19 protein-coding genes and 1 pseudogene are annotated in these 25,743 nt (G+C 40.0%); 10 read left to right on the plus strand and 10 right to left on the minus strand.

What is annotated here, in order from left to right; genetic code table 11:
- Positions 1-2: 2 nt before the first annotated feature.
- The 4 genes and pseudogenes from C7972_RS14055 to C7972_RS14070 all read right to left on the minus strand — a co-directional run bounded on the left by C7972_RS14055 (position 3) and on the right by C7972_RS14070 (position 6,319).
- Positions 3-1,547: a RagB/SusD family nutrient uptake outer membrane protein gene (locus C7972_RS14055; RefSeq protein WP_110356813.1), complete on the minus strand. Its 1,545-nt coding sequence runs from the start codon at positions 1,545-1,547 to the stop codon at positions 3-5.
- 10 nt (positions 1,548-1,557) lie between these two features.
- A pseudogene (locus tag C7972_RS14060) lies at positions 1,558-4,449 on the minus strand (SusC/RagA family TonB-linked outer membrane protein); the annotation flags it as partial.
- A gap of 15 nt (positions 4,450-4,464) precedes the next feature.
- Complete coding sequence (locus C7972_RS14065; RefSeq protein WP_110356815.1) at positions 4,465-4,749, minus strand: carboxypeptidase-like regulatory domain-containing protein; 285 nt, start codon at positions 4,747-4,749, stop codon at positions 4,465-4,467.
- Between the two features lie 205 nt (positions 4,750-4,954).
- A complete protein-coding gene (locus C7972_RS14070) occupies positions 4,955-6,319 on the minus strand; it encodes a Gfo/Idh/MocA family protein (RefSeq protein WP_110356816.1) in 1,365 nt (454 codons plus the stop codon).
- A gap of 226 nt (positions 6,320-6,545) precedes the next feature.
- On the opposite strand from C7972_RS14070, the gene C7972_RS14075 reads away from it, so the two are divergent.
- From C7972_RS14075 to C7972_RS14105, 7 genes are all read left to right on the plus strand, one after another.
- On the plus strand, positions 6,546-10,631 hold the full coding sequence (locus C7972_RS14075) for an ATP-binding protein (protein ID WP_110356817.1): 4,086 nt from the start codon (positions 6,546-6,548) through the stop codon (positions 10,629-10,631).
- A 54-nt stretch (positions 10,632-10,685) separates the two neighbouring features.
- On the plus strand, positions 10,686-12,086 hold the full coding sequence (locus C7972_RS14080; RefSeq protein ID WP_258364868.1) for a DUF3472 domain-containing protein: 1,401 nt from the start codon (positions 10,686-10,688) through the stop codon (positions 12,084-12,086).
- Between the two features lie 122 nt (positions 12,087-12,208).
- Entirely contained in the window at positions 12,209-13,765 is a 1,557-nt protein-coding gene (locus C7972_RS14085; protein ID WP_110356818.1) for an arylsulfatase, read from the plus strand.
- 82 nt (positions 13,766-13,847) lie between these two features.
- On the plus strand, positions 13,848-14,807 hold the full coding sequence (locus C7972_RS14090) for a M28 family metallopeptidase (protein WP_110356819.1): 960 nt from the start codon (positions 13,848-13,850) through the stop codon (positions 14,805-14,807).
- A gap of 44 nt (positions 14,808-14,851) precedes the next feature.
- The gene (locus tag C7972_RS14095) at positions 14,852-15,988 is read left to right on the plus strand and encodes a formylglycine-generating enzyme family protein (RefSeq protein ID WP_110356820.1); all 1,137 of its coding nucleotides are present in this window, start codon (positions 14,852-14,854) and stop codon (positions 15,986-15,988) included.
- Between the two features lie 169 nt (positions 15,989-16,157).
- Positions 16,158-17,288: a galactokinase gene (galK, locus tag C7972_RS14100; RefSeq protein WP_110356821.1), complete on the plus strand. Its 1,131-nt coding sequence runs from the start codon at positions 16,158-16,160 to the stop codon at positions 17,286-17,288.
- Positions 17,289-17,293: 5 nt separating this feature from the next.
- The gene (locus C7972_RS14105) at positions 17,294-18,346 is read left to right on the plus strand and encodes a UDP-glucose--hexose-1-phosphate uridylyltransferase (RefSeq protein ID WP_110356822.1); all 1,053 of its coding nucleotides are present in this window, start codon (positions 17,294-17,296) and stop codon (positions 18,344-18,346) included.
- A gap of 42 nt (positions 18,347-18,388) precedes the next feature.
- On the opposite strand, the gene C7972_RS14110 is transcribed toward C7972_RS14105, so the two are convergent.
- The 3 genes from C7972_RS14110 to C7972_RS14120 all read right to left on the minus strand — a co-directional run bounded on the left by C7972_RS14110 (position 18,389) and on the right by C7972_RS14120 (position 20,164).
- Positions 18,389-18,604: a hypothetical protein gene (locus C7972_RS14110; RefSeq protein WP_146216328.1), complete on the minus strand. Its 216-nt coding sequence runs from the start codon at positions 18,602-18,604 to the stop codon at positions 18,389-18,391.
- 311 nt (positions 18,605-18,915) lie between these two features.
- On the minus strand, positions 18,916-19,203 hold the full coding sequence (locus tag C7972_RS14115; RefSeq protein ID WP_110356824.1) for a chaperone modulator CbpM: 288 nt from the start codon (positions 19,201-19,203) through the stop codon (positions 18,916-18,918).
- Between the two features lie 67 nt (positions 19,204-19,270).
- Positions 19,271-20,164, minus strand: coding sequence for a DnaJ C-terminal domain-containing protein (locus C7972_RS14120; RefSeq protein WP_110356825.1), 894 nt, complete (start codon positions 20,162-20,164; stop codon positions 19,271-19,273).
- A 328-nt stretch (positions 20,165-20,492) separates the two neighbouring features.
- Between C7972_RS14120 and C7972_RS14125 the strand changes: the two genes are divergently transcribed.
- Both C7972_RS14125 and trxB read left to right on the plus strand, forming a co-directional pair.
- Positions 20,493-21,341, plus strand: a complete 849-nt coding sequence (locus C7972_RS14125) for a universal stress protein (protein ID WP_110356826.1) — start codon at positions 20,493-20,495, stop codon at positions 21,339-21,341.
- Positions 21,342-21,589: 248 nt separating this feature from the next.
- Positions 21,590-22,558, plus strand: a complete 969-nt coding sequence (gene trxB, locus C7972_RS14130; RefSeq protein ID WP_110356827.1) for a thioredoxin-disulfide reductase — start codon at positions 21,590-21,592, stop codon at positions 22,556-22,558.
- A gap of 152 nt (positions 22,559-22,710) precedes the next feature.
- Here the strand turns inward: trxB and C7972_RS14135 are convergent, their stop codons facing one another.
- Positions 22,711-23,157: a hypothetical protein gene (locus C7972_RS14135; RefSeq protein ID WP_110356828.1), complete on the minus strand. Its 447-nt coding sequence runs from the start codon at positions 23,155-23,157 to the stop codon at positions 22,711-22,713.
- Positions 23,158-23,309: 152 nt separating this feature from the next.
- Here C7972_RS14135 and C7972_RS14140 point away from each other — a divergent pair, with 152 nt between their 5' ends.
- Positions 23,310-23,546, plus strand: coding sequence for a hypothetical protein (locus C7972_RS14140; RefSeq protein WP_181422896.1), 237 nt, complete (start codon positions 23,310-23,312; stop codon positions 23,544-23,546).
- A gap of 58 nt (positions 23,547-23,604) precedes the next feature.
- On the opposite strand, the gene C7972_RS14145 is transcribed toward C7972_RS14140, so the two are convergent.
- Together C7972_RS14145 and C7972_RS14150 are read right to left on the minus strand one after the other, a co-directional pair.
- A complete protein-coding gene (locus C7972_RS14145) occupies positions 23,605-24,663 on the minus strand; it encodes a pyridoxal phosphate-dependent aminotransferase family protein (protein WP_110356829.1) in 1,059 nt (352 codons plus the stop codon).
- Positions 24,663-25,673: a dipeptide epimerase gene (locus C7972_RS14150; RefSeq protein ID WP_110356830.1), complete on the minus strand. Its 1,011-nt coding sequence runs from the start codon at positions 25,671-25,673 to the stop codon at positions 24,663-24,665. Before C7972_RS14150 ends, C7972_RS14145 begins: the two co-directional genes overlap by 1 nt.
- Between the last annotated feature and the right edge of the window lie 70 nt (positions 25,674-25,743).

Below are 25,743 nucleotides of genomic sequence, written 5' to 3' on the forward strand. Positions count from 1 at the left end.
GTCTACAATTTACCTCTCCAGTATTCTGTTTGTAGAATTGAAGGATTCCTCGATATAACTGAAGGAAGGACAGGCCAGAAATATCCCTTTTTGGCATTTCTTGCTTGGTTTACCCATGGCACTCCATCGTAATAATCCATACGTATTCTATCATAACCAGATTGGGCTTCACCAACAAATTCAATGGCCCGCTCATCAAATATGGCCTTCATTAAGGATTCGCGATCTGTTCCTCCTGTATAATCTGGAACATTGGCTTTGCTTCTAATCTCATTTAAATCGGAAATAGCGGGACCCGATAGCTCCTTACGGGCATTGGCCTCTGCTCTTAATAAATACATATCTGCCAACCTGAATATTAAGATATTGGATTCAGAAAATTGGGCATAGGCATCTTCGGAAGCTTCATCTTGAGTGGAATGCGAATATTTTTGAAGGTAGGAGTAGTCTGCATTGGTCCCATATTCATAAAAGAAAAGATCCTTACGCACATCGTTAGCCCTATCGGCATCCGTGGCCATCATCTCATTACCATAGAAATCTGGATCCATATATGGACTTATTCCGGTATTGACACTTTGCCAAACAGGGTAATTTAATGTAAGTCCTGTATGGTTATCATCATATTGAAGCAACCTAAAGGATTCGTTCATATCCGCGCTGATATTAATTTCGAAAAGGCCAGTTTTGGACTGTCCAATACACATTTCATCAAACCCCTCTTTTCCTTCGTTCACATAATCGATTAAACTGGCACCACTATTATTGATAACAGAGGTGGTTGCGTCAATGGCCTGCTGAATCATTTCTGGGTTGTCATTATCCCTACCGGCATACCAAAGGCTAATATGGGCCTTTAAAGCTTCTGCACTTGCCTTATTGGCCGTTATGGCCCAATTGGAAGCTCCTGGAGTGGAATACTGCAATAGTCCAATGGATTTATTAGCGGCTTCCAACGCGTAATCCAATACCTGCAATTCATCAACCCTCGCATTTTCTACAATGTATCCGTCTTCAGAAATAAGCTGGTCCGAACTTTCTATGGATTGTTCTACGATAGGTACATCACCCCAGATTCGGGCCATATAAAAATAGGTCAGTGATCTAATAAAGGCAGCCTCTCCTAAAAGGCGATCTTTTTCGGTCTGGGAATCGAACATATCCACAGGCATGTCCTCTATATATTGTTCAATAGTATAGGCCCAGTTGGCAGCTCTGTAGAAGTTTTTCCAGTTCATGGAAGCATCCCTATAAGCCAAAACATAATTGCCACTACCTTCAATATAGTTCACGATCCAGTTGCGACTGTTCATAAAGGTCATTCCTGTCCATTCACCCCAATATAGAAAGTTGGATTGTGTCATGATAGCCTCTTTAAAAAGGCTGTAGGCACCGGCAACGGCTTGTTCGGCGTTGGCCTGACTATCCCAAAAGACATCGGGATGGGTAATGCTTATTGGCTCTTGGTCCAACAAATCTGAACAACTAGCTGAACCCAGGAGGCACAGGACCACGATATATATTTTAAAACTTTTTATCTGTTTCATCGTTTATAATTTAAAATTTTGTATCAATTCCAATGGTAATTGTCCTTGCTTGTGGATATCCATTTCCATATGTATGTCCTTTGGCATCTACCATGGAGGCATCTACCACCTTCTTGGATCTCTGCCATTGGTATGGATTTAACATTGCTCCGTAGATTCTTAAACGGGATAGACCAATGTTTTTCATAAAGTTATCGTTTTGGTCAAAAGTGTACCCAATGGAAGCATTGTTAACTTTCCAATAATCCCCACTTTCTATCCATAGGGTCTGATTGCCTCGGAAACCGTAAAATGCTCCAAGTGTTGGACTCTGTGGGTACATTGCAGGAAAGTCTACACCGGCAGCACCGTCACCAGGCTGTTGCCAGAATGTATATTCACTCAGGTCGGCAAGTCCTCTTCTTGCCCAATCGTCACCACCTCTATCGTAACTATCCATATAACTGTTTAATACGGTATTCTTAATATCGGCACCAAAGGAGAATTGGCTATAGGCCTGGAAGTACCATTTTTTGTACTGCAGGTTTATATTGAAGGAACCGGTAATATCGGGAATAGGAGAGTAGTCTGTAGTTAATTTTAGATCGTGTTCCTCATTAAGTAAGTAATCCCCGTTAAGATCCTGCCAAATCGGAAAACCGGGGCGGATGCTGGCCCAAGCGGATTTTCCTTGCAAAGGTTCTCCAGTAAATGGATTTACAGGCAATTGATCCAAATCATCAATGATATAATCGTTAATGAACATCTTGTACAGGTTAAGCGGACGCCCAACAACATATCCATAATCACCTCCTATATAATCCTGGTTGCCATTGGGCAATTTAGAAACGTAGTTTTTGTTTTGAGCAAAACCAACGGACAATTCCATTCGAAGATCGTTCTCCCTAGGGAAAACATGGTACCGTAGCATGGATTCCCAACCGTAGTTTAAGACCCCGGCTACGTTTGTAGGAGCGGAATTATAACCCGAATAAGCAGGGAAAGCTACGTCAAAAAATAACTTGTCCGTACTCTTGTTATAGGCATCAAATGCCAAACTTACCCTTCTATTGAACATATCCAGGTCGAACCCAACATTCCATTGTTCGGTTTCTTCCCAAGAAAGGGATGCATTTCCAATTTGGTCATAATTGGGAATAACCCCGGTTACACCCCCATAACTGGAAACATTCATCTGGTTTGCCCAATATGGGTTTCCTCCATAACCTAAATTGTATTTTCCAAATCTCAGGTAATTTTCTGGGAATTGTTTCCCGTTGATACCCCAACTACCCCTAATCTTTAAATAATCTATAAAACTGGAAATATGGGGTTTAAGGAAGGGTTCATCCGATATGACCCAACCTGCATTAAGGGAAGGGAACTTCGCCCAACGTACATCCTTACCAAACCTGGAGGAACCGTCTATACTAAAGTTTCCACCAACCATATAGCGATTTTTGTACTTATAACTCACACGCCCAAAGTAGGATACCAAGGCATTGGCACTAATATCGGTATATCCACTTATTTGGTCTTGGGTGTACCTGTTGTTAATTGTTTGAATGGCATCACTACCAAAACCAAAGGCGGTCATGGCCATGTCTTCGTATTTGTTATAATCTACCCTATTTCCCAATACTCCCGTAACTTCATGATCGTTATTGGCGCCAATGTTCTTAAATAGGCTCAAATAGGTTTCTGCGGTCAAGTTTTTTCTGTTGTACAAAGCGTAACTAGCAAAGCCATCTCCTTCTGTTCGTATGGTAGACGGCTCATAAAAGTTCTTTTTATTGCTGTCATAAACAAAGCTTAGTTGTGAATTTAGGCTTAAACTTGGTAGAAGATCAAACGTAGCAAAGTTGGAGATGGTAAAGTTTACGGTCCTATCCTCGTTCAACTTGCCTTCCAGCTCCCCACTTAAGGACTGTTTTCTTTCGTCCGTAATATAAAATAGGGAAGATTGAAGTCCGGCCGGATCCACCGGTAAGGAAGAGTTAAGGTTAAAACTTCCTTGGTAAGGGTTTCCTTGTCCAGTTTGTAGATCGGTATGGGTAAACCTAGTAATTAATTGGTTGCGAAATTTTTCCCCTGCCTTAAAATTAAGGTTGGAGGAAAAGGTAACCCTGTCTACCCCGGTACCCTTTATAACACCTTCCTGGTTATCATAACCTAAGGAAACCCTATAGTTGGTTTTTTCACTACCACCACGGACACTAAAATCGTACTGCTGATCAATACCGGTTTTGTAAAAAAGACCTTGATAATCTACATTATTATTAAAGGCAGGGTTTATACTATCGGTCAATACCATTGGTGTTTGTCCGGATTGCAATTCGTCCGTATGCCACCATCTTTGGATCATCCCCATTTTGGCTTGGCGTTCAGCACCTCCAACCAACATTGGTACCAAGTTGGGTTTGGGCTGTAAACCTAAACTGGTGGAAAACGAAAATTCCGGTTTGTCCAGGGCAACCCCTTTTTTAGTTTCAATGATGATAACCCCATTGGCTCCCCTGGATCCGTAAATGGCAGCAGCAGAAGCATCTTTAAGTACGTCTATACTGGCTATATCGTTGGGGTTAAGTGAGGCCAAAAAGTCAACGTTTGAGACACCGTAACCGGCCAAATCCTCAAGACTGGTCTGAACCCCATCAATTACATATAATGGGCTGCTGTAGGCTAAATCGGCGTCAATATCCCCGCCTATACTTGTATTACCACGGATGATCAACGCACCCCTACCTGCTGGGGCCCCCGTCATATTCACACTCTGGATACCAGTAGCCTGGGTAGCGATCAATCCTGATACGTCCAATACTGGAATCCCTTCAATATCATCGCTCTTAATACTGGAAACAGCACTGGTAACATCCCTTTTAAATACTTTTTGGTAACCAATCAAAACTACATCGTCCAATTGTGTGGCATCCGGAGCCTAGGAAATGCTCAGCTGTGTTTGGTTCCCTACAAGAATCTCCTGTGGCTTAAAGCCCAGATAGGAAATTGTTAGTATGGATTGTGGACCTTGTACGTCTATATAAAAATTTCCGTCAAAGTCGGATTGAGTTCCGGTAGAGGTTCCTTTAACTACGACAGAAGCTCCCGGTAATGGAACTCCATTGTCATCGAAAACGGTTCCTTGTACCGTTTTATTCTGAGCCTGGGCAAAATGGCCTACACTCAAAATTAGAATTAGTAAATAAAAAAATGGTTTTTTCATTGATCTAGTTTAAATTAATAATCGGTTGATGTTAAAAATTGAAAAATTCTTGTCGAGCTAATTTTTATTGGCTTCTGTTCATATGCTATTTGGGTTTTAGTTTTTATGTAATGTTGTTACTTTTTAAACCCATTCCATTTTCATGAAATGGGTTTTGAAAAACAACTAACTCAAACAACTCTATAGGTAATGCTATATCTTCAACTTAATATGTATCCTTTATCCAGTTATATGGTTTTCTCTTTATCCAAGTACCTCGGGTGAAATCAGGGAAATCCTGTGGTTCCCCATTATTTTCTATGGATAGTTCGGAAAGAGGCGTAACTGCACTCCATGCGGCGGCATCATACGCATCCATCGGGGGAGCAATATTTTCTTTGGCCGATTCAATAAAGGCGTTCATTACATAAAAATCTATGCCTCCATGACCAGCTTCGGTGGCACTGCTTCCGAATCTTTTCCACAGTGGGTGATCATATTTTTCGAACCAGGAATCCATATTTTCCCAACCATGTCCTTCAGTGGTGCCTTCAATATGGATTCGTTGGGTGTGGTAGTCAAAGTCTGTAAGACCTTGAGCCCCTTGTACTTTAAACCCTAGGGAGTAGGGGTGGGGGTTATTAACGTTATGCGTAACTATAATGGTCTCGCCATTGGAAGTTTCTATAGTGGAGGTAATGATATCCCCTTGTTTAAATTTTAATTGGGCATTGGGGTGGTTTTTACCAGCGGTATCCACAATATATTTATGCAGACCAACTCCTTTGGTGGCATGTGAGGTAAGCGATAAAAATCTATTGCCCCTGTTTATATCAGCCATGACAGCTATGGGCCCAAGACCATGCGTTGGATATACATCAGCGTTTCTCAATAGGGAATGCTGTGTTCTCCAAGCCGATTCGGAAATTCCCTTGGCACCAAATTCGGCGCCCTTACCATAGGCAGTTTTACCGTCATTGAATTTTACCCCGCGCAGATCGTGCTGATATCCACATCTGAAATGCAATAGTTCACCAAAAACATTCTGTTTAACCATATTCAATACGGCAAGCACATCTCGTCTGTAGTTCACATTTTCCAATATCATGAGATGGGAACCGGTTTCCTCATGGGTATTTACCAAATCCCAACATTCCTCTAGGGTATTGGCAGCCGATACTTCAAGGCCGGTATATTTACCTGCTTTCATAGAGTCTACCGCCATCTTGGTATGCCATAACCACGGAGTGGCAATAACCACGGCATCTATGTCTGCCAATGCCAGCAGGTTTTTATAATCGTGCTCATTTTTTCCAAAGGCTTTGGCCTTCTTTTGTCCAGCTTTTACAATATGATCCTGTGCAATATCAATACGGTTCTTGTCTATGTCACAAATGGCCGTGACCAAAACATCCGTTCTCTTTAGAAGGTTATCCAAATGATTGGTGCCCCTTAGTCCAACACCAATGACACCCACTCTTATTTTTTGGGAGTCCTTTACAAAACCATTTCCTAAAGTTAGATTGGGCACTAGGGCTATACCAGCTCCCGTAATGGCGGTCTTTTTAATAAAATTTCTTCTTTGGTTCATATTTTCCTTAATACAGATACTTATTGTTAATGTTCCGCAAATATTAATATTGTGTTAATTAATTAGGTGTGCTTTTTTTGCGTTCTAGGGGTAATTTTTCGGATAATTTGGATATTTGAAGTTTTTTTCCACCTTTTTGCAAAAAATACCTCCTTTAGGTTGACACCAATTATAGGTACATTTGTTCCGGACAGATTAAGGATGGATTAATTGAAATCGTAGCAACTTGAACAAGAAATTAAATAGGAGTAAAATTTTTGCCCTATCCCTTCTGGGTGTGTTGTGCTGGTCCTATTTGTCTGGACAGCATTCATCCAATTTTATCCACCTTCCCAGTAAATTGGATAACCACACTATTAAGGTTACCCACACGGTACAGGATAGCTTAGGCTTTGTTTGGTTGGCACATGCAGAAGGAATATCCAAATACGACGGTTATAATTTTGAATTTACTTCCAAAGAATCAATTTTTAAGGAGGAAACTACTTCGGATGAAGTAAAAAAAATATTTAGTGATGCCAAAGGGGTAATTTGGGCCTTGTCCATGAACGGACAAATATCCTATTTGGAGAAGAATGGTAGGTTTTTGTCCATTGATAAGGCTGTTGAGGGGTTCCAGAAGAAATACAAGGTCACTATTGTCAACGAGGATGATGGTGTAATTTGGTTGGCCACGGACAAAGGGTCCATATATTCTTATGACCACGGCAAGGGCGTTGTAGACAGTATAACCACGATTCCCATTAATTCATCTGGGCTAAATAAAGTGAATTCCCTGGTGGTTAGAAAATCCGACCAACTTATAATTAGTACCTATAAAGGACCCCTTTATATTTATTATTTGGAAACCAACCGACTTGAGACCTTGGAGGTGCCCTATGATTATACCCTGGCCGACAACAACCTTTTGCTATTGGACAAAAAAAATAGGCTATGGATAGGTTCTTCCTATGTAGGGCATGGTATAATGGTTTACGACTTTAGTAAAGAATCCTTTGTACAGAACGAGATTATAAATGATCAGTGGCGCAGCCAGTTAAACGAGTTATTTACTTCCATGTACTGCGATGTAAATGGTTTTATTTGGTTGGGGACTGATGGGAATGGACTATACAGACTGGATACGGAATCTGGCGAATTAACAATTTATAAGCATAACCAGCTCAATGAATTTTCCCTTAGTACCAATACGGTAATTGGTATAAACGAAGACCTAAAGGGCAACTTGTGGGTACTTACCAATTATGGGGACATAAACATACTGCGGAATAAGAATAATCAGATCAATTATCACTCGGGTGCTGTACAGGGAAGCCCTGCAAGGGTGTTGTCTTCCTATAGGGCAAAGGATGGCACCCTGTGGATAGGGACGGACGGTGATGGAATCACCAAGGTTGATTCAAAAGGTAGGGAAGAGCAATTTTTTAGCAATTCGGCCCAAAGCAAGGGGTTTTTTATACACTCTATCAATGAGGACAATAGGGGTAATATCTGGATGGGGACCTATAAAAATGGACTTTGGATATATAATGCGGTTAAGGGAGGGTTCTCAAAGGTGCCTTTGAGCAATTCCAAGAACAATATGGTAATGGACGTCCGATTTATTTTTAAGGACTCCAAACGAAGATTATGGGTGACTACCGATATGGGCATTTATTTGTTTTCGGAAAGAAACAAAATGTTGACGTGGTTTGAAAATGGCACGGCCGGATTGGTGGGGACCATTTCCCAATCTATAGTTGAAGATTCCTCAGGAACTGTTTGGTTAGCCAGTAATGGAGGAGGATTATTTAGGTTCAATGAAGATGGTGACGATATTACTAAATCCAATTTCACCCAATTTCAGCATGTCGACGACACGCTTATTACCAACAAAAATTATGACATCTGGTCCATGGCAGCTAGTAGCGAAGATGTTATTTGGTTGGTTATGGTAAGTGGAGAATTGATCAAATTCAATATAGGTGATAAACAGGTTGAAAAAATAAAGATAAATGGAACCTATGACAACACGATCTTTAGATCTGTATTATTGGAGGACCCAGATAATTTATGGTTGGGCTCAACTAAGGGTATCTGGCATATAAATACAAGGGATTCGATATCAAGGGTGTTTCAAAAAATAGATGGACTACAGGATGACTCCTTTATGCAGCGAAGTGTCCACAAGGGTTGGGATGGGAATATTTACTTTGGAGGGTTGAACGGGGTAAGTTACTTTAAACCCAATCAAATTAAAAAAGAGGAAACGGTAGCCAAATTATTTATTGAAGATATTGATATCCTAAACCAACCCGCCATAAACGTAATTCCAGAACAAATTGAAGAGGGGGTTGAGAAGTTGGACGTTTTGGAACTAGACCATGACCAATCGTCCTTTTCCTTTCGGTTTTTGGCGATTGACAATGTATTGTTTTCCAATTACGATTATGCATATAGGCTTAAGGGGTTCAATGATACCTGGATAGATTCCGAAAAGGAACGTCTGGCAACTTATACCAATATACCTCCCGGAAATTACATTTTTGAAGTGAAGGCCAGTAGTGGTAATGGGGAGTGGGATATAGAAAAAACATCGATTTCCATAAATGTATTACGGCCATTTTGGAGATCAAATCTGGCCTATTTATTTTATACGATCTTAATAATTGGACTTATTTATGGTATGGTCATTTGGATCAGACTTAGGAACAGGGTAATTGCAGATGAGCTGGAACATAAACATGAGAGGGAACTTTATGCCTTAAAAATGGATTTCTTTGCCAAGATGTCCCACGAAATACAAACCCCTTTAACTTTAATTTTGATTCCCTTGGAAAACATGTTGCAACGCGCTATGAAAAGTGGCAATGTGTTGCTTCAACAACGCCTTAAGTTAATTTCCAATAATGCCAATAGACTATCCCGAATTGTATTTGAATTGACATCTTTGCGGGACAAGGAATTGGAGAAATTGGTTTTAAGGGCGGCAGAACACGATATTATTGCCGATTTAACCGAAATAACCAGCTCCTTTGAAGAGCAAGCCACCTTTAAGGGCATCAATTTTAAATGTAGCTATCCCAGTGATGAGTTAAGAATGTGGTACGATAAAGATAAAATGGAACATATTTTCTTTAACCTTCTGTCCAATGCCTTCAAATTTACACCTAAAGGCGGATCTATTGCCCTTGATGTAATTGTGGAGGATTGGGAGAGAAACGTAAAAATATCCGTGACAGATTCGGGTCCGGGTATCCCAAGAGAGGAGCTGGAAAATGTTTTCCAGTTGTTTTACCAGGCCGATACAGGGAAGCAAAAAGTAGGTACGGGAATAGGCTTGGCACTGACCAAAGAGCTGGTAGATCTTCATCACGGAAAGATAGATGTAAAATCGGACCCCATTAAAGGTACTTGTTTTAGCGTTAGTTTTCCTATTGATAAAAATCGGAATGAAAATGTACTGAATAAAAACGGCGCGGAAGAGTCTATTATGGAAGTGGAGGAGGAGGAATACCAATTGAAGGAGGAAAATATAGGTGTTGGGTCAACCAAATTGGCGAAGACCATATTAGTGGTAGAGGATAATTATGAACTACAAATATCATTAAAAGATATTTTTAACGATTACTATAACGTACTCTTGGCTGAAAATGGGGAAGAGGGTTATGCCTTGGCCTTGGAGCATAATCCGGATCTAATAATAAGCGACATAATGATGCCAAAATTGGATGGTATTGAAATGAGCAAAATGCTTCAGAGAAACGAGCTCACCACCCATATCCCAATTATACTTCTCACAGCCAAAAAGGCAGCAAAAAATAAAATACTAGGATTGCGGGCCGGAGCGGTAGAATATATAAATAAGCCCTTCAACATCAATGAACTGGTGCTCAAAGTGAATAATATCATCACCCGAAGTGATCGGTTGATTATGAAATATAAGAACGATTTAATAACAACGCCCAAAAAAGGAGGAAGTAGGTCCCAAGATGAAGTTTTTCTGGAAAACTTGGTTAGCCTAGTAGAAAATCAGATTAGCAATCCGGATTTTAAGACAGAAGACCTGGCCCAGGATCTAAACATGAGCTATTCTGCTATCTATAGAAAGTTTCAAGGGTTAACAGGGAAGAAAATAGTAGATTTTGTAAGGACCATGCGTCTTAAAAAGGCAGCTGTTTTAATTGGCGATTGCAATTACTCCGTATCCGAGGCTGCGTTTTTGGTAGGTTTTAACGATCCAAAATATTTTTCAAAGTGCTTTAAAAAGGAATTTGGCAAGAGCCCTCGAAAGTTAAAGGGGAAAGCAGATCCAAATCCGAGATTTAAATAAAACCGAATAGGGATCAATCACAAGAAAATAACTGTAACAATTTCAATAATCAATATGATAACAATAACCAATGTGGGGGCCAGGATTAGAAATAAAATGGCACCTAAAATAACAATGTTAAAGGGTACGGGATACAACAGTTTAAAGGTACTAGGTTTATTCTTGGTGGTAGCCTCCTGTACAACTTTGTCCAAGCAGGAGAATTCAGAAGAAATAACCATGGCCAAATTGAGTTTAACCGAAAGCATAAAGCCAGGAGGGAATAGTTGGGTGGTAAATGATGTTAAGGATAATCACAATCTTATCTCGGACAAGGGGATTAGGAATTGGAGTGATTCGAATACGGTTATAAGAACCTATTTTAAAACAGATCAAACAGGTCCGTTAAATGTGGGACTAACGATGAAAGTGAATGGTGGTATGTCCAAACTCCGGGTTTCCTTGGACGGAATTACAAAGGAGATCACAGTTTCCAATCAAGATTTTGAAACAGTGGATGTAGGAGTCTTTAAGATTGGCACACCAGGCTACCATTTTATAGAATTACAGGGGTTGGAAAAAACGGCAAATATGTACGCAGATGTCAATGAGGTACTGGTAGGAGGGCAGGCAGCCAATGGGCAACTTACTTACGTAAAGGATGATTTTTATTGGGGTAGAAGGGGGCCATCGGTACATTTAAGCTATACTACTCCCGAAAACACTGACATACTTTGGTTTTATAATGAAATTACGGTTCCTGAAAACGAGGATGTTATTGGATCCTATTATATGGCCAATGGTTTCGGGGAGGGCTATTTTGGTATGCAGGTGAATTCCGAGACCGAGAGGAGGGTCCTGTTTTCTGTCTGGAGTCCGTACGAAACCCAAGACCCCAAAAGTATTCCGGAAGAATATAGAATAATTTTGCTGGGCAAGGGGGAAGGGGTAACTACCGGTGAATTTGGCAATGAAGGCTCTGGCGGACAAAGTTATAAAGTGTTCAATTGGAAAGCTGGCAATACCTATAAATTTTTATTAAAGGGAGAGCCTTCTGTAAATAATTCTACTGATTATACAGCCTATTTCTATGATTCGGAAGCTGAAAAATGGAATTTAATAGCTAGTTTCAGAAGACCGCATACCAATACCTATTTAAAAAGGCCACATTCTTTTTTGGAAAACTTTAGGACGGAGGTTGGACATATATCCAGAATGGGAGAGTACACCAATCAATGGATTTACGATACCAAGGGCAATTGGCACGAACTTACCAAGGCCAAGTTTACGGCAGATGCTACCGCTAGGAAAGGATCTAGGGTAGATTACGCCGGAGGGGCCGTTGGCAACAATTTTTATATGAAGAATTGTGGATTTTTTAATGAAAAGACCACTATAGATACCTTTCATGAAAGGACTGCTAATGGAGTAGCTCCAGTGATAGATTTTTCATCACTTGAGAAACCAATGCAATAACAATGTATCAATGTGAAAGTGTGTTGGTGTGCAATATTTCAAAAGTGATCCACTAAAAAGAATCCAAGACGTTGAATGTGCCTAGAAGAATTGATTACACCGAAACCATAAAGAAACTAAGAATGAAAAATATAAGCTATTTAATCCTAATTCCATTGGCCCTATTATCTTGTAAGGATGAGGGCAAAAAGGATGTTGGTATAACTCCGGCACCTAGACCAAATATCATATATATTTTGGCAGATGACCTGGGATATGCCGAACTGGGTGCCTATGGACAGGAAAAAATTGAAACCCCCAATATCGATGCCTTGGCCAAAGAAGGTATGTTGTTTACCCAACATTATACAAGTGCCCCAGTGTGTGCCCCAGCACGTTATATGTTATTGACGGGGACCCATTCGGGACATGCACATATTCGGGGCAATGAGGAGTGGGGCGAGCGTGGTGATGTATGGAATTACAAGGCAATGGCCAAAGACTCCGTTTTGGAAGGACAGCGCCCCATGCCGGACAGCACCATTACAATCGCCAAAAAATTAAAAGAAGTGGGCTACAGTACGGCCATGTTTGGTAAATGGGGATTGGGCGCTCCCCATACCAATTCTATTCCCACAACTATGGGATTCGATTTCTTTTTTGGATATAACTGTCAGCGACAAGCCCACACCTACTACCCATTGCACCTATACAAAAATGAAAATAGGGTGCATTTGAATAACGATACCATTGCTCCAAATACTAAGTTGGCCAAAGGGGCGGATATTAATGATCCGGCTAGTTATGCAGCTTATACATTAAACGATTATGCTCCCGATCTTATGTTTGAGGAGTTACAGGGGTTTGTAGATAGGAACAAGGAAAATCCTTTTTTTATTTACTGGGCCACGCCCATTCCCCATGCGGCTATCCAAGCTCCTCAAAAATGGGTGGATTATTATAGGAATAAGTTTGGGAAAGAGGAACCCTATTTGGGGAAAAGGGGATATTTTCCACATCAAAATCCCCATGCCGGTTACGCTGCAATGATTTCTTATTTGGATGAAAATGTAGGGAAATTGGTCGCGAAGTTAAAAGCGGACGGACTATACGATAATACGTTGATCATTTTTACCTCGGATAACGGTCCTACTTTTAATGGAGGTACGGACTCTCCCTGGTTTGATAGTGCCAAACCGTTTAGAAGCGAACTTGGTCGTGGAAAGGGATTTGTCTATGAAGGTGGAATTAGGGTGCCCATGATTGCCACATGGCCCGGTAGTATAAAAGCCGGTACCACAACCGATCATATTTCCGCACACTATGATGTAATGGCCACGTTGGCAGATGTTGCGGGTTACGAGGCGCCAAAGTATACAGACGGAATCAGCTTTTTACCTACCCTACTTGCCGGGGATCAAGAAAAGAAGCACGACTTTCTATATTGGGAGTTTCCGGAATATGGTGGACAGTTGGCGATTAGAATGGGTGATTGGAAAGTGGTGAAATCACATTTGAAAGACAAAAAAAAGGAACCAAAACTGGAACTATTCAATCTTAAAACGGATTTAAAAGAAACTACAAACGTGGCAGATCAACATCCAGAGATATTGGAGAAGGCTGCGAAAATATTGCAAAGCCAACATACAGAGCCCACTATCGAGAAGTTTAGGATCCCGGCACTTAGTGATGGCCTTTAGGGATTTATTGGCTAGTTGCCCCTGTTAAATAATTATATATTTTTGCGTTTTTTAAACCACCTTTGAATCATAATTGTTTTAAATGAGAATTTATTTTACCCTGTTCTGTTTTTATTTTCTTTTTGGGCCCTTACTGGCACAGGAAGATATTACTACTCCTGAATTAAAAGGACACATCGCTTATTTAACGGCTGATAAAAGTTCTGGTAGGTATCCCGGAGGAAAAGTCAATAAAAGGATTGTCAGATATATTGCCAAGGATTTTAAAAAGTCGGGAATATCTCCTTTTTTGAAATCTTATAAACAGCCATTTATGGCCCATTTAAGGGTAAAGAAAGGGGAGGAACCCAAAAGTGCAGTTGAGACATGGAACTTAATAGGTTTTATAGAAGGGAACGACCCTTTATTAAAGAATGAATATATTCTCTTGGGCGCCCACTACGATCATTTGGGTATGGGCGGTGGACCATCGTCAAAGTCCGATAAAATAGGGATACACCATGGTGCGGATGATAACGCAAGTGGTACCTCGGCATTATTGGAAATAGGGGAGATGCTTATGGCCCACAAGACCGAGTTGAAAAGAAGTATTTTATTGGTAGCTTTTGGCGCCGAAGAACAGGGGCTTTTGGGAAGTAAGCATTTTACTGATCATTCAGTAGTGCCCTTGTCAAAAATTAAACTCATGATCAACATGGATATGGTTGGCAGGTTAAACGATGCCAAACAGGTTTATATGGGGGGAGCAGGAACCTTTCCAGGGGGCGTGGAATTGATGAAGGAATTGGGGCCGCCATTGGGCCTGTCACCCGTAGTCCATGCTGGCTCAGTGGGAGGTTCGGATCATGTCTCATTCTATAAAAAGAATATTTCCGTGCTTGGGATCCATACCGGAGGCCATCCCCAATACCACACCCCTGAAGATACGATGGACCTTATTAATTTTGATGGGCAAAAACAGGTTTGTCAATATATATTCAATACCATTATGAAAGTAGCCTCAACATCTTATGAAATGAAATTTATTCCGCAAGGGGAATAGAATCATTTACGTTCTTTACATTTGTAAGGATTAAAAATTATAGAATGCAAAAAATAAATGTTTTAAGTGCCTTATTTGTATTGGCTTTAATGGTTCAATGTAAGGAGGAAAAGAAGTTGGACGATAAGGTTGGAAATACGGCTCCAATATCGGAGGTTACGGAATCTTCGGCAGTCACAACTCCTATATTAATAGAAAAGCCAGAAAATATAAATACACCGGATGGTATGGTGTGGATTCCTGGGGGCGAATTTATGCAAGGTGCAGTACCACAGGACAAAATGGCCATGGATCATGAAAAACCTGCGCATAAGGTAAGGGTAGATGGTTTTTTTATGGATGTTACAGAGGTGACCAATGCCCAATTTGCAAAATTTGTTAAGGAAACGGGTTACATCACTGTAGCAGAGCGGGCAATAGATTGGGAGGAAATGAAAACCCAAGTCCCAGAAGGTACTCCCAAACCCCATGATTCCATTTTGCAACCAGGCTCTTTGACCTTCAAAAAAACGAAGAATTCCGTGCCCAACCTTTACGACTTTTCACAATGGTGGAACTGGACCATTGGAGCCAATTGGAAGCAGCCCAACGGACCTGGAAGTACAATTAAAGGAAAGGATAACGAACCTGTAGTACAAGTGGCCTATGAGGATGCCTTAGCCTATTGTGAATGGGCCGGTAGAAGATTGCCTACGGAGGCCGAGTGGGAAAGGGCCGCTAGGGGCAATAAAACTGAAAGCATATATTTTTGGGGCGATGACGATTCCGTTTTGTCCCAAATGGCAAATACATGGGAAGGGGAGTTCCCCGTGACCAATATGAAAACGGATGGTTATGAAAAACGCGCAAAAGTCAAGTCTTACCCTCCCAATGATTTTGGGCTGTACGACATGGCCGGGAATGTCTGGGAATGGACCAGTGATTGGTACAATACGAATTATTATAACGAATTGGGTGCTTTAAACGCTCCCGTGGTAAATCCGCAAGGAGCATCCACTGCATATAATCCTAATATGCCCTATGCCAAGGAGAAGGTAATGAGGGGAGGCTCCTTTCTTTGCAACGCCTCCTACTGCGCCAGCTATAGGATCTCCTCTAGGATGGCCTCTAGTTTGGACTCTTCCTTGGAGCACTTGGGATTTAGGACGGTAGCTACAGTGGATATGGTAACAGAGGATTAATAGTATTTTTTAATTATTTTATATATCCCCTTTGGCTTTCCAAGGGGGATTTTTTTTGTCCAAGGTTTAGTTGTACGTGGGAAATAAATTTACAGTTTCTATAAACGTAAAATATACGTTTATAGAGGATATTTTTTTTATATTTGCGGACTAACACACTTTGAAGTATATGGCGTTTCCGGAAAATTTCACCCCTGAGCTAGTTATTGAATCCCCAGGTAGGATCAATTTGATAGGGGAGCACACAGATTATAATCTTGGATATGTATTACCTACGGCCATAGAGAAGAAAATAACTTTTAAATTTAAAAAGAACCATACAGACAAAGAATGTAGGCTGTTTAGTTTGGGGTTTGATACCGGGTTCACCCTTCAATTGGATAAAATTGCACGGAGCGCTGTGGAATGGGAAAATTACGTTTTGGGCGTATTAAATGAAATTTTATTGAGAACGGATAGGTTAAAGGGGTTCGACTGTACCATTGAAAGTAAATTACCAATGGGTTCGGGCCTAAGTTCCTCGGCAGCCTTGGAGTGCGGACTGGCCTTTGGGCTCAATGAATTGTTTCAACTAGGACTTTCCAAAATGGATATAGTTCAACTTTCACAAAAGGCGGAGCATACCTTTGTAGGAACCCAATGTGGAATCATGGACCAATTTGCGTCTGTAATGAGTAAAAAAGGGCATGTGCTCTTATTGGATTGCCAGTCTTTGGAACATCAACAAATTCCAATTCATATAGATCCGTATAAGATGATAATGCTGAATACCAAGGTGTCTCACAACTTGGCTTCCAGTGAATACAATACCAGAAAAAGGGAATGCGAGGAAGGTGTCGGCATTATACAAAGAAGATATCCTGAAGTAACTTCCTTGAGAAAGGCCAATAAGGAAATGCTGGAATATTGTAAAAGCGAAATGAGTGGCACCATATATAAAAGATGTTCCTTTATCATCAGTGAAAATGATAGGGTTTTGCAAACGGCCAATGCCTTGAAGGAAAATGACCTAAACCTTTTTGGCGCTTTGCTGTACGAGGCACATGAAGGGATTAGCAAATTGTACGAAGTAAGCTGTCCGGAGTCCGATTTTTTGGTTGATTTTTCCAAACAGTATAAGGCTGTGCTAGGAGCTAGACAAACCGGAGGTGGATTTGGAGGCTGTACCTTGAATATTGTACATAAAGATCAGGTGGATAGGTTTGTACAAGAAGCCACCAGTGCCTACAAAAAGGCTTTCAATATTGAATTGGAGGCGTTTGAGGTTAAGCCAAGTGCAGGAACCTACATTCAAAAATAAGCGAAATGACAAATAGTTTTAATGACAACCCACATAGAAGGTTGAACATTCTTACCGGAGAATGGGTTTTGGTTTCACCCCATAGGACCAAAAGGCCATGGCAGGGAAAGACCGAAAAAAGTGCCACAACGGATTTACCGGAATATGACCCTTCCTGTTATCTTTGTCCCACTAACGAAAGAATGGGAGGAGAGTTCAATCCCAGTTACAAAAAGCCATATTCATTTATCAACGATTTTTCGGCCCTATTGCCCGATGTTAAGGAAGAAACTTATGATAATGGCCTGTTGCATGCGGAATCAGAATCAGGTATCTGTAAGGTAGTCTGTTTTTCTCCCAACCACTCACTAACATTACCTTTGATGTCTGTTCCGGACATTACAGACGTAATATCACTTTGGCAAAAAGAGTATAGGGAATTGGGAGCTAAGGAAGGCATAGACCATGTTCAGATTTTTGAAAATAAAGGAGCTATAATGGGGTGTAGCAATCCTCACCCACACGGACAGATTTGGGCACAGAATAAAATTCCGCAAGAGGTACTTAAGAAAACAGGAAATCTTCAAGCTTATTGGGACAAGCATGGTAGAAGTATTTTGGAGGACTATTTAGTACAGGAATTAAAATTGGACGAGCGTATTATAGTAGAAAACGAACATTTTGTAGCGCTTTTACCCTATTGGGCCGTATGGCCATATGAGACTATGATTCTTCCCAAAAGAAAATTGGCACATATCGGTTTACTTTCTGAATCTGAAAAGTTATCCTATGCAGAAATCCTGAAACAACTAACTATTAAATACGATAATATATTCAACACTTCATTTCCATATTCTGCGGGTATTCATCAGGCCCCTACAGATGGAAGGGAACATCCGGAATGGCATTTCCATATGTCATTTTACCCGCCCTTATTGCGATCCGCTACTGTGAAAAAGTTTATGGTAGGCTATGAAATGTTTGCTAACCCCCAACGTGATATTACCGCCGAACAGGCGGCCGAAAACATGAAGTCATTATCAGACGTACACTATAGTCAGCTAGACGCAACAAAGTAGATTATTATATAAAATCCCCAATGATTTCTGTTTTCGTATAGATTAAAGGGAATGTTGGTTTTGAAGGGAGTAACCTACCCGGCCCAATTCTTTTTCTACCTTATCCAGTATTAAGGGACTATTGTATACCAGCAAAATGGTCTTATTTATTATATCAATATCCAATATTCTTAAATCCAATATCCTACTAAGATTTCTGGAGATAACATTTTTACTTTCTTCGGAAATAAGCTGTTCAACCTTAAGCAATGTGGTCATGGAATCATGATTTTTATTAGTGAAACTCAACTTTGAGAAGTCGGTAAGACGCACTTAAAATTGCAAGTTGAACTAATCCCGCCTTTTTCGGCGGGATCTAGGTTCAATACCTTTTATTTCAAGACAAAACTAGGTATAGAGAAGTTTATCCTACATGATATAAATCAGTTTAGGGCAATTGTAAGACAATTTTTTTCCCGAAGGACATAGGAAAATGTATTTAAAAGGAACAGTTGATAACCAAATATTGATAGAATGCGGTTTTCAATTTTAGTCGCATGCTGAAAAATGACTCCTATTGCCAAATGACCCTATATGAATAGGTCCAATTTATTTTTGAGCTGGGTTATTTCATCCTGCATTTTTTCCATTTGATTAAGAAGTTGTGTAATAACCGCTATGCCTTCCAAGTTGATGTCCAGATCGGCATGGAGCCTTAGTATTTTTTCCGCTTTGGGCAATTGTTGGATTGGGATATATTGTACATCCTCTTTTACCACAATATCTACTAGACCGTATTCGTATAGTTCCGTTACGAAATGGGTTTCTATATTGTGGCTCATACAAAAGTCCGTAATCAGTATATATTCCTGTTCCATAAGGATAAAATTTGGTGTTTGTAATTTCTGGATTTCCTTCTTGGGATTTCTTTTTCCATAAATTGGGTTATTTTCTCAGACTCGCCAATTCCTTAAAAAGTTCTTTTTCTCTGGCCGTTAAATTGGTAGGGGTCACAATATTGTAGGTAATATATAAATCCCCATAAACGTCTGTTTTTTTATACAAAGGGAAACCCTTGCCTTTTAATTTAATTTTGGTTCCGTTCTGCGTTTCCGGTTTAACATTCAATTTTACCTGACCGTCAAAAGTATTCACCATTATTTCGCCGCCCAAAAGAGCAGTGTACAAATCCAGGTCTACAGTGGTATATAGGTTGTTGCCATCCCTTTTGAAAGCCGTATCGTTTATGATACTGAAGGTAATATAAAGGTCGCCTTTAGGGCCCCCTTGATGTCCAGGCCCACCGTGACCGCTAATTTTTATGGTTTGACCGTTTTCAACCCCTGCAGGGATAGTTATTCTAATATTTTTGCCGTTTACACTAAGTGTCTGTTTATGCGGCTTAAATACATCCCTAAGGTGCAATTTTAATTCCGCGTTTAGGTCCTGGCCTCTAAAACGGGCTTTGCTTCTTCCGGAAAAACCAGCGGAACCTCCGAACATGGATTCGAAAAAATCGGAGAAATCGTGTTCCCCATAATGTTGGGACCGACTTTGTCCGCCGCTTCCGTAGGCTGATTGTTGGGAAGCCCTAGCTTTTTCAAACTCTTCGGCATGTTCCCAATCCTTTCCGTATTTGTCGTACTTTTTACGTTTTTCAGGATCACTAAGAACCTCATTGGCTTCATTGATTTCCTTGAATTTTTTTTCGGCCTCCTTATTGTTGGGGTTAACATCCGGATGGTGTTTTCTAGCCAATTTCCGATAGGCTTTTTTAATATCGCTTTGGCTGGCGCTTTTGTCCAACCCCAAGATTTTGTAGTAGTCTATAAATTTCACATGAAAGTTATTTATGCTTTATTCTTATTCTATTTTGGAAACATCATTTAGCAATTACTATACTAAAACATTCACCAACCCTACCTAATTTAATATATGTTTCTGGTTTAAAGTAATCCGCTGCAAAATTATTTAATTCAATTGTGGATCCAACTGATTAAAATCATGTATCGGTCTGTTTTATTTTACTAAATTTCTGGGTAAACCAATAGGCAATGCCACTGAATATTATTTTGATTAAGTTAATAATTAATTCATTCCGGCGGTACTTATTGAAATCTGCCTTGTAACTTTTTGGCCTATTATTGGTCAGCAAAAAATTGTTCATATGAAAAATATTTTGATACCTACGGATTTCTCTGATAATGCCTATAAAGCCATCTCCTATGCCTTGCGATTGTTTAAAGATGAGAATTGTGCTTTTCATTTGTTGCATACCTATACTCCCGCTGTTTATCAATCCGAGTACTTATTGCATAGTCCTGGGCAATTGGGGTTAGGGGACATTTATCGCACAGATTCCGAAAAAAAATTGGAAGATTTGAAACAAAAGGTCATTTCAGAATCCAGTAACCCAAAGCACCTTTTTAGAACCTATAGTGCATTTAGTATTCTGATGGAGGCTATTGACGAACTAGTAGATAGCAAACAAATAGATATCTTAATTATGGGGACCCAAGGAGCCACGGGGGCAAAAGAAATATTTTTAGGCAGTAATATGGTGCATGCCATTAAAAGGGCAAGATGTCCCATTTTGGCTATACCCTTTGATTTTGATGTTCAAATGCCCACCAAAATTCTATTTCCAACGGACTATGAAATAAAATACAATTTTGAATTGATTGAGCAGGTACTGTTTATTGCCAAGAAGCATAAATCAATATTGGATATTATGCATGTCCGTTCGGGTTATGAACTCAATGAGGAGCAGAAAAAGAACAAAATCAATTTGAAGCTTTTGCTTTCGGAAACTAAACACAAATTTCATGAATTGCCAGATCAAGGAATCATGGAAGCCATCAATAATATACAATCCTTGCTGCACCCCCAAATGTTGGTGATGGTCAAAAACAAACACAGTTTTTTGGAGAATCTATTTTTAAAACCTGTAATAAATCAAATTGGCTTTCATTCGAGCGTCCCTTTTATGGTTTTACCTTATAATTTGTTGGAATAGCCTTATTAAGGTCTACCGATAAATGATTATCGGCCGGAGAAGTAGTTAGGTTTCCATCTTAGGTAATCTTGTGTATTTAAATGGTCATTGTGAGGTTTTCTAAATTATAATAAAGATTATTTTCTGCTGAATGGTCACCATCCATAGTTTTAACAACTATGTTTATAATAACTTTTTATAACTTTTGATGTAAGATTTTTAATGAAAATCCTACTTTTGTCTACTAACAAGTATTGAATATTTTGATTATGGCAGAAAAAGTAGAGCGTTTAAAAACGTTGATTATTGGTTCGGGACCGGCAGGTTATACTGCGGCCATATATGCATCTAGGGCCGATCTTAAGCCGGTGTTGTATACTGGAATGGAACCAGGTGGACAATTGACTACCACTACTGAGGTGGATAACTTTCCCGGTTACCCTGAAGGAATTGACGGGCCAACCATGATGATACAGTTACAGCAACAGGCCGAAAGATTTGGGACCGAGGTCCGTATTGGTATGGCAACCGCTGTAGATTTTAGTGATGAAGTAGGAGGGATACATAAGGTGACAATAGATGACAATAAGATTATAGAAGCAGAAACAGTAATTATTTCCACTGGGGCTACGGCAAAATATTTGGGTATCCCTAGCGAACAAAAGCTACGTGGAGGAGGCGTATCGGCTTGTGCCGTATGTGATGGTTTCTTTTATAAGGGACAGGAAGTAGCCATTGTTGGGGCAGGAGATACTGCAGCGGAAGAGGCTTCCTATTTGGCCAATATATGTAAAAAGGTAACCATGTTGGTTCGAAGGGACGAAATGCGTGCGTCAAAGGCGATGCAGCATAGGGTGAATAGCTTGGACAATATAGAAATTCGTTATAACACCGAAGTGGATACGGTTTTGGGAGATCAGGTTGTAGAAGGGCTAAGAGTGGTGAACAATATTACTGGAGAGAAAGAGGATATTGCCATTACCGGATTGTTCATTGCCATTGGGCATAAACCAAATACCGATATTTTTAAGGGACAACTGGAAATGGATGAAACTGGATATTTGATTACCCAGGGTAAAACAACCAAAACTAGTAAGCCTGGCGTTTTTGCCAGCGGCGATGTCCAGGACAAGGAATATAGACAGGCTGTTACGGCTGCCGGTACTGGGTGTATGGCAGCACTTGATGCAGAGAGATATTTGGCGACCATTGAAAGCCATCAGGAAGTCTCATCCTAGAGGGTGATATAACAGTCCTAAATTTGAAATTAATTGAATTGAAGGCATTTTAAAACGATCTGTTCTTGGACCAATGTTCTTAGTACAGATCGTTTTTTTATAGTGGTATTTATTTTGGCTTTACCTCAGCTGAAGTCCAATTAGACCTAAACCTAGTTTAGACGTTTGTAATTTTCAGAATTTATTCGGTTCCCATCCGCATCAATAAAGATTTGGCTGTATTTGTCCCCTTCCAACAGAAGTTCCATATGCCATTCCATATTTTCGTTGGCAACTTTTTTCATGGAAGCCGACATGTATTCCAATTTTTCGGTCAAGGTGCTGTCAGTAGCCTTATAAGAGCCATACCCAAACCATTCAATTGAATCTGTAGGGACATAGCGGGTCCACATTACCTTTCCATTATAATACATTTTAATTTGACGGTATCCTTCGGTAGGAGGTATGGTCTTTACAACATCGTTACCGTCGTAATTGTTAAAACTAATTAATTCCCACGTGCCTTCCAGCGTTTTGGGGCTTTGTATTTTAGTAGGTGCAATTTTGGTGGCGGATACCAAAAATAACATCAAAAAAGCTATTCCAAATATTTTTTTCATGACGATTTGCTTTTAAGGGATTAGATACTAATAAGTTACGACTTTTTTGGAATATTAACACCTGAAACGCGGAATATGTTAAAAGAAACTTATCAAAAGGAATTAAATAATAACTGTATGTAGTCTTGGTTTTGTGATAAAATCTCTGATAAGTGGTCGATTTATTGTATAAATCACATTTCGTAGTACAAATGTTTGTTTTAATAATAGTTTTGGAGGTTGTATTCACCGGTCTACAAATAAGATTGGAGGAAGCAAGTGATGATAGCGAGTTTTTTGGACAGTGGTTCAGAAGGGCCATTTATCCTTCAACCGAGTTGAACAGAAATGAGGCCAATGTTGTGGCAAACCAACAAACCCCGGTTACCCCAGTATGGTGGGATAATTAGTTTTTTGTAAGGGAACTGTTAAATGAAGCGGCCATCCATTTGGGATGGCCGTTTCATTTTATAAATAGGAATTAATAATATTACATAATAAAAGAATATCTTCCGTTTTATGATGGGCACTTATTACAATTCTGCTCATAAGTTGGGAATCCTCATCAGGATAACGAAAACTGGTCACCACAATATTTTTACTTTCCAGATAGTCTACCAACTTTTCATCTGAAAAGCTGAACGCGGGATGGCCCTCCATGAATTTAAATATATCCAAAGTTTTAACATTGGATTTGAACAAGTTTATATTGTTCATTAGAATAGTCCTCTTTTCAAGGAAAAGCTTTTTGCCATCCAGGAGACAGGCTACTGCTGCAGGTGTTGCGGGACTTGCCCCGCCAAAAAAAGGAGTGTCCATGAATTGTTCAATTCTCCTTTTGGTCCCAAAAACAGATCCTGCCTGAACCCCAAACCCTTTACCTAGTGAACAACATACAATAAGTTCTTTTGGATTTAATTTCCTTAGCCTTCTAAAGACACCCCCACCATTGTCATCTACAATACCAATACCATGGGAATCGTCTACCACCAGAACGATCCTTTCCAAAGGCAGTGTCCTTAATCCTTCAAAATTGGGATAATTGACCCCGGAAAAATCAATGGCATCCAAAAATACCACAGGAGTAATATTTTGATTGGATTCCAAATGGGCCCTAACGGCTATGTTCAAGGCCGTGAAAGTGATGTATGGTTTTGACTTTGTTGATGGGGTAGTGGAATAGAGTGCAGAATGGGTATTGGGGGCATAGAAGAGCCTATGCTCTTTGGTATCCATGGATTGCCTCACAAGTTGTCCTGCCAAATAACCAGAAGACAAAGTAGCGCTATATTCACACCCTACCAATTGGGATAAATATTGTTCTGCTTCTTCAAAAACTGATATTCGTACGTTGGATTTTCTGGAGGCTCCATAATTGGTGCCATATTTCCGGATATTGGAAATAAAGATTTCCTGAAAAGCTTGGTCGGTCTGTAACCCTAGATAGGAAGTACCTCCAAAATACAAAAATTTCTTGTGGTCCAACTGCAATTCCCGTCCCGGGAATCCATCAATATAAATAGCCATCAGCGTAATTGTATTCCGCTTCCACCAATGGTAGGAAAGATTACTTTGCCATTTTCCTGAATAATGACCCCATCGGCAATATCTTCTTTCAACAACATAGCACCGTCCATATCAACATAATCCAACTGTGGAATTAGTTGGGCGATGGCCGAAATGCCTACGGTAGATTCCGTCATACAACCTACCATTACCTTAAGTCCCATTTCCTTGGCCTTCGAAATCATACGGCGTGCGGGGGTTAGTCCACCACATTTGGTTAGTTTTATATTGATTCCGTTAAAATGAAGTGCACATTTTTCTACATCGGTTTCCACTATACAACTTTCGTCTGCTATAACTGGGAGGACACTTTGGTGCATCACTGCTTCCATTCCTGTCCAATCATCGGCTTTGAGCGGTTGTTCTAAAAATTCAACACCCAAATCCTTCAATAAAGGAGCGTTGGCAATTGTTTCCTCCGCTGTCCAGGCACAGTTGGCATCTACTCTGAAAATGGCATCCGTATGTTTGCGCAACTCCCTTACTATATCAACATCACTATTGGTACCTAATTTAATTTTATATATGGGCCAAGGCATTTCTTTCATCTTGTCCACCATTTTTTCAACGGAGTCCAATCCTATGGTGTAATTGGTTATGGGATAACTACTGTTGTCCGTATTCCATAGTTTATACAATGGCTTCCCGAGTATTTTTCCATACAGATCGTTGGTGGCAAGATCCAATGCACAGATAGCAAAATTGCTCAATTCTTTGGAAACCAAAAACGCATGAAAGGTCTCAGGTTCCTGAAAGTCGAAATTCTCGATTTCCTCCCTGACGTTTTCAATCTCAGCTTGCATGGTTTCAAAGGTTATTTTGTAATAGGGATTGGAAGTTGCCTCCCCATAGCCCGTTTTACCGTTCAGTTCCAGTGCAACGATCATGGAATCCTGGAAATCATGGGATTCCCTGGAAATACTGAAAGTGTGTTTTAGCGGAAGTACGTATTTTTTGATCTTTATTTTCATAACAGTATTTATGGAACGAATATAAAGAAAGATGGTGTATTGGAAAATGAATACCCATTGAAATCTCAAT

Origin of the sequence: Arenibacter sp. ARW7G5Y1 (assembly GCF_003201775.1) — a bacterium.
In the GTDB taxonomy this organism is placed as follows: Bacteria; Bacteroidota; Bacteroidia; order Flavobacteriales; family Flavobacteriaceae; genus Arenibacter.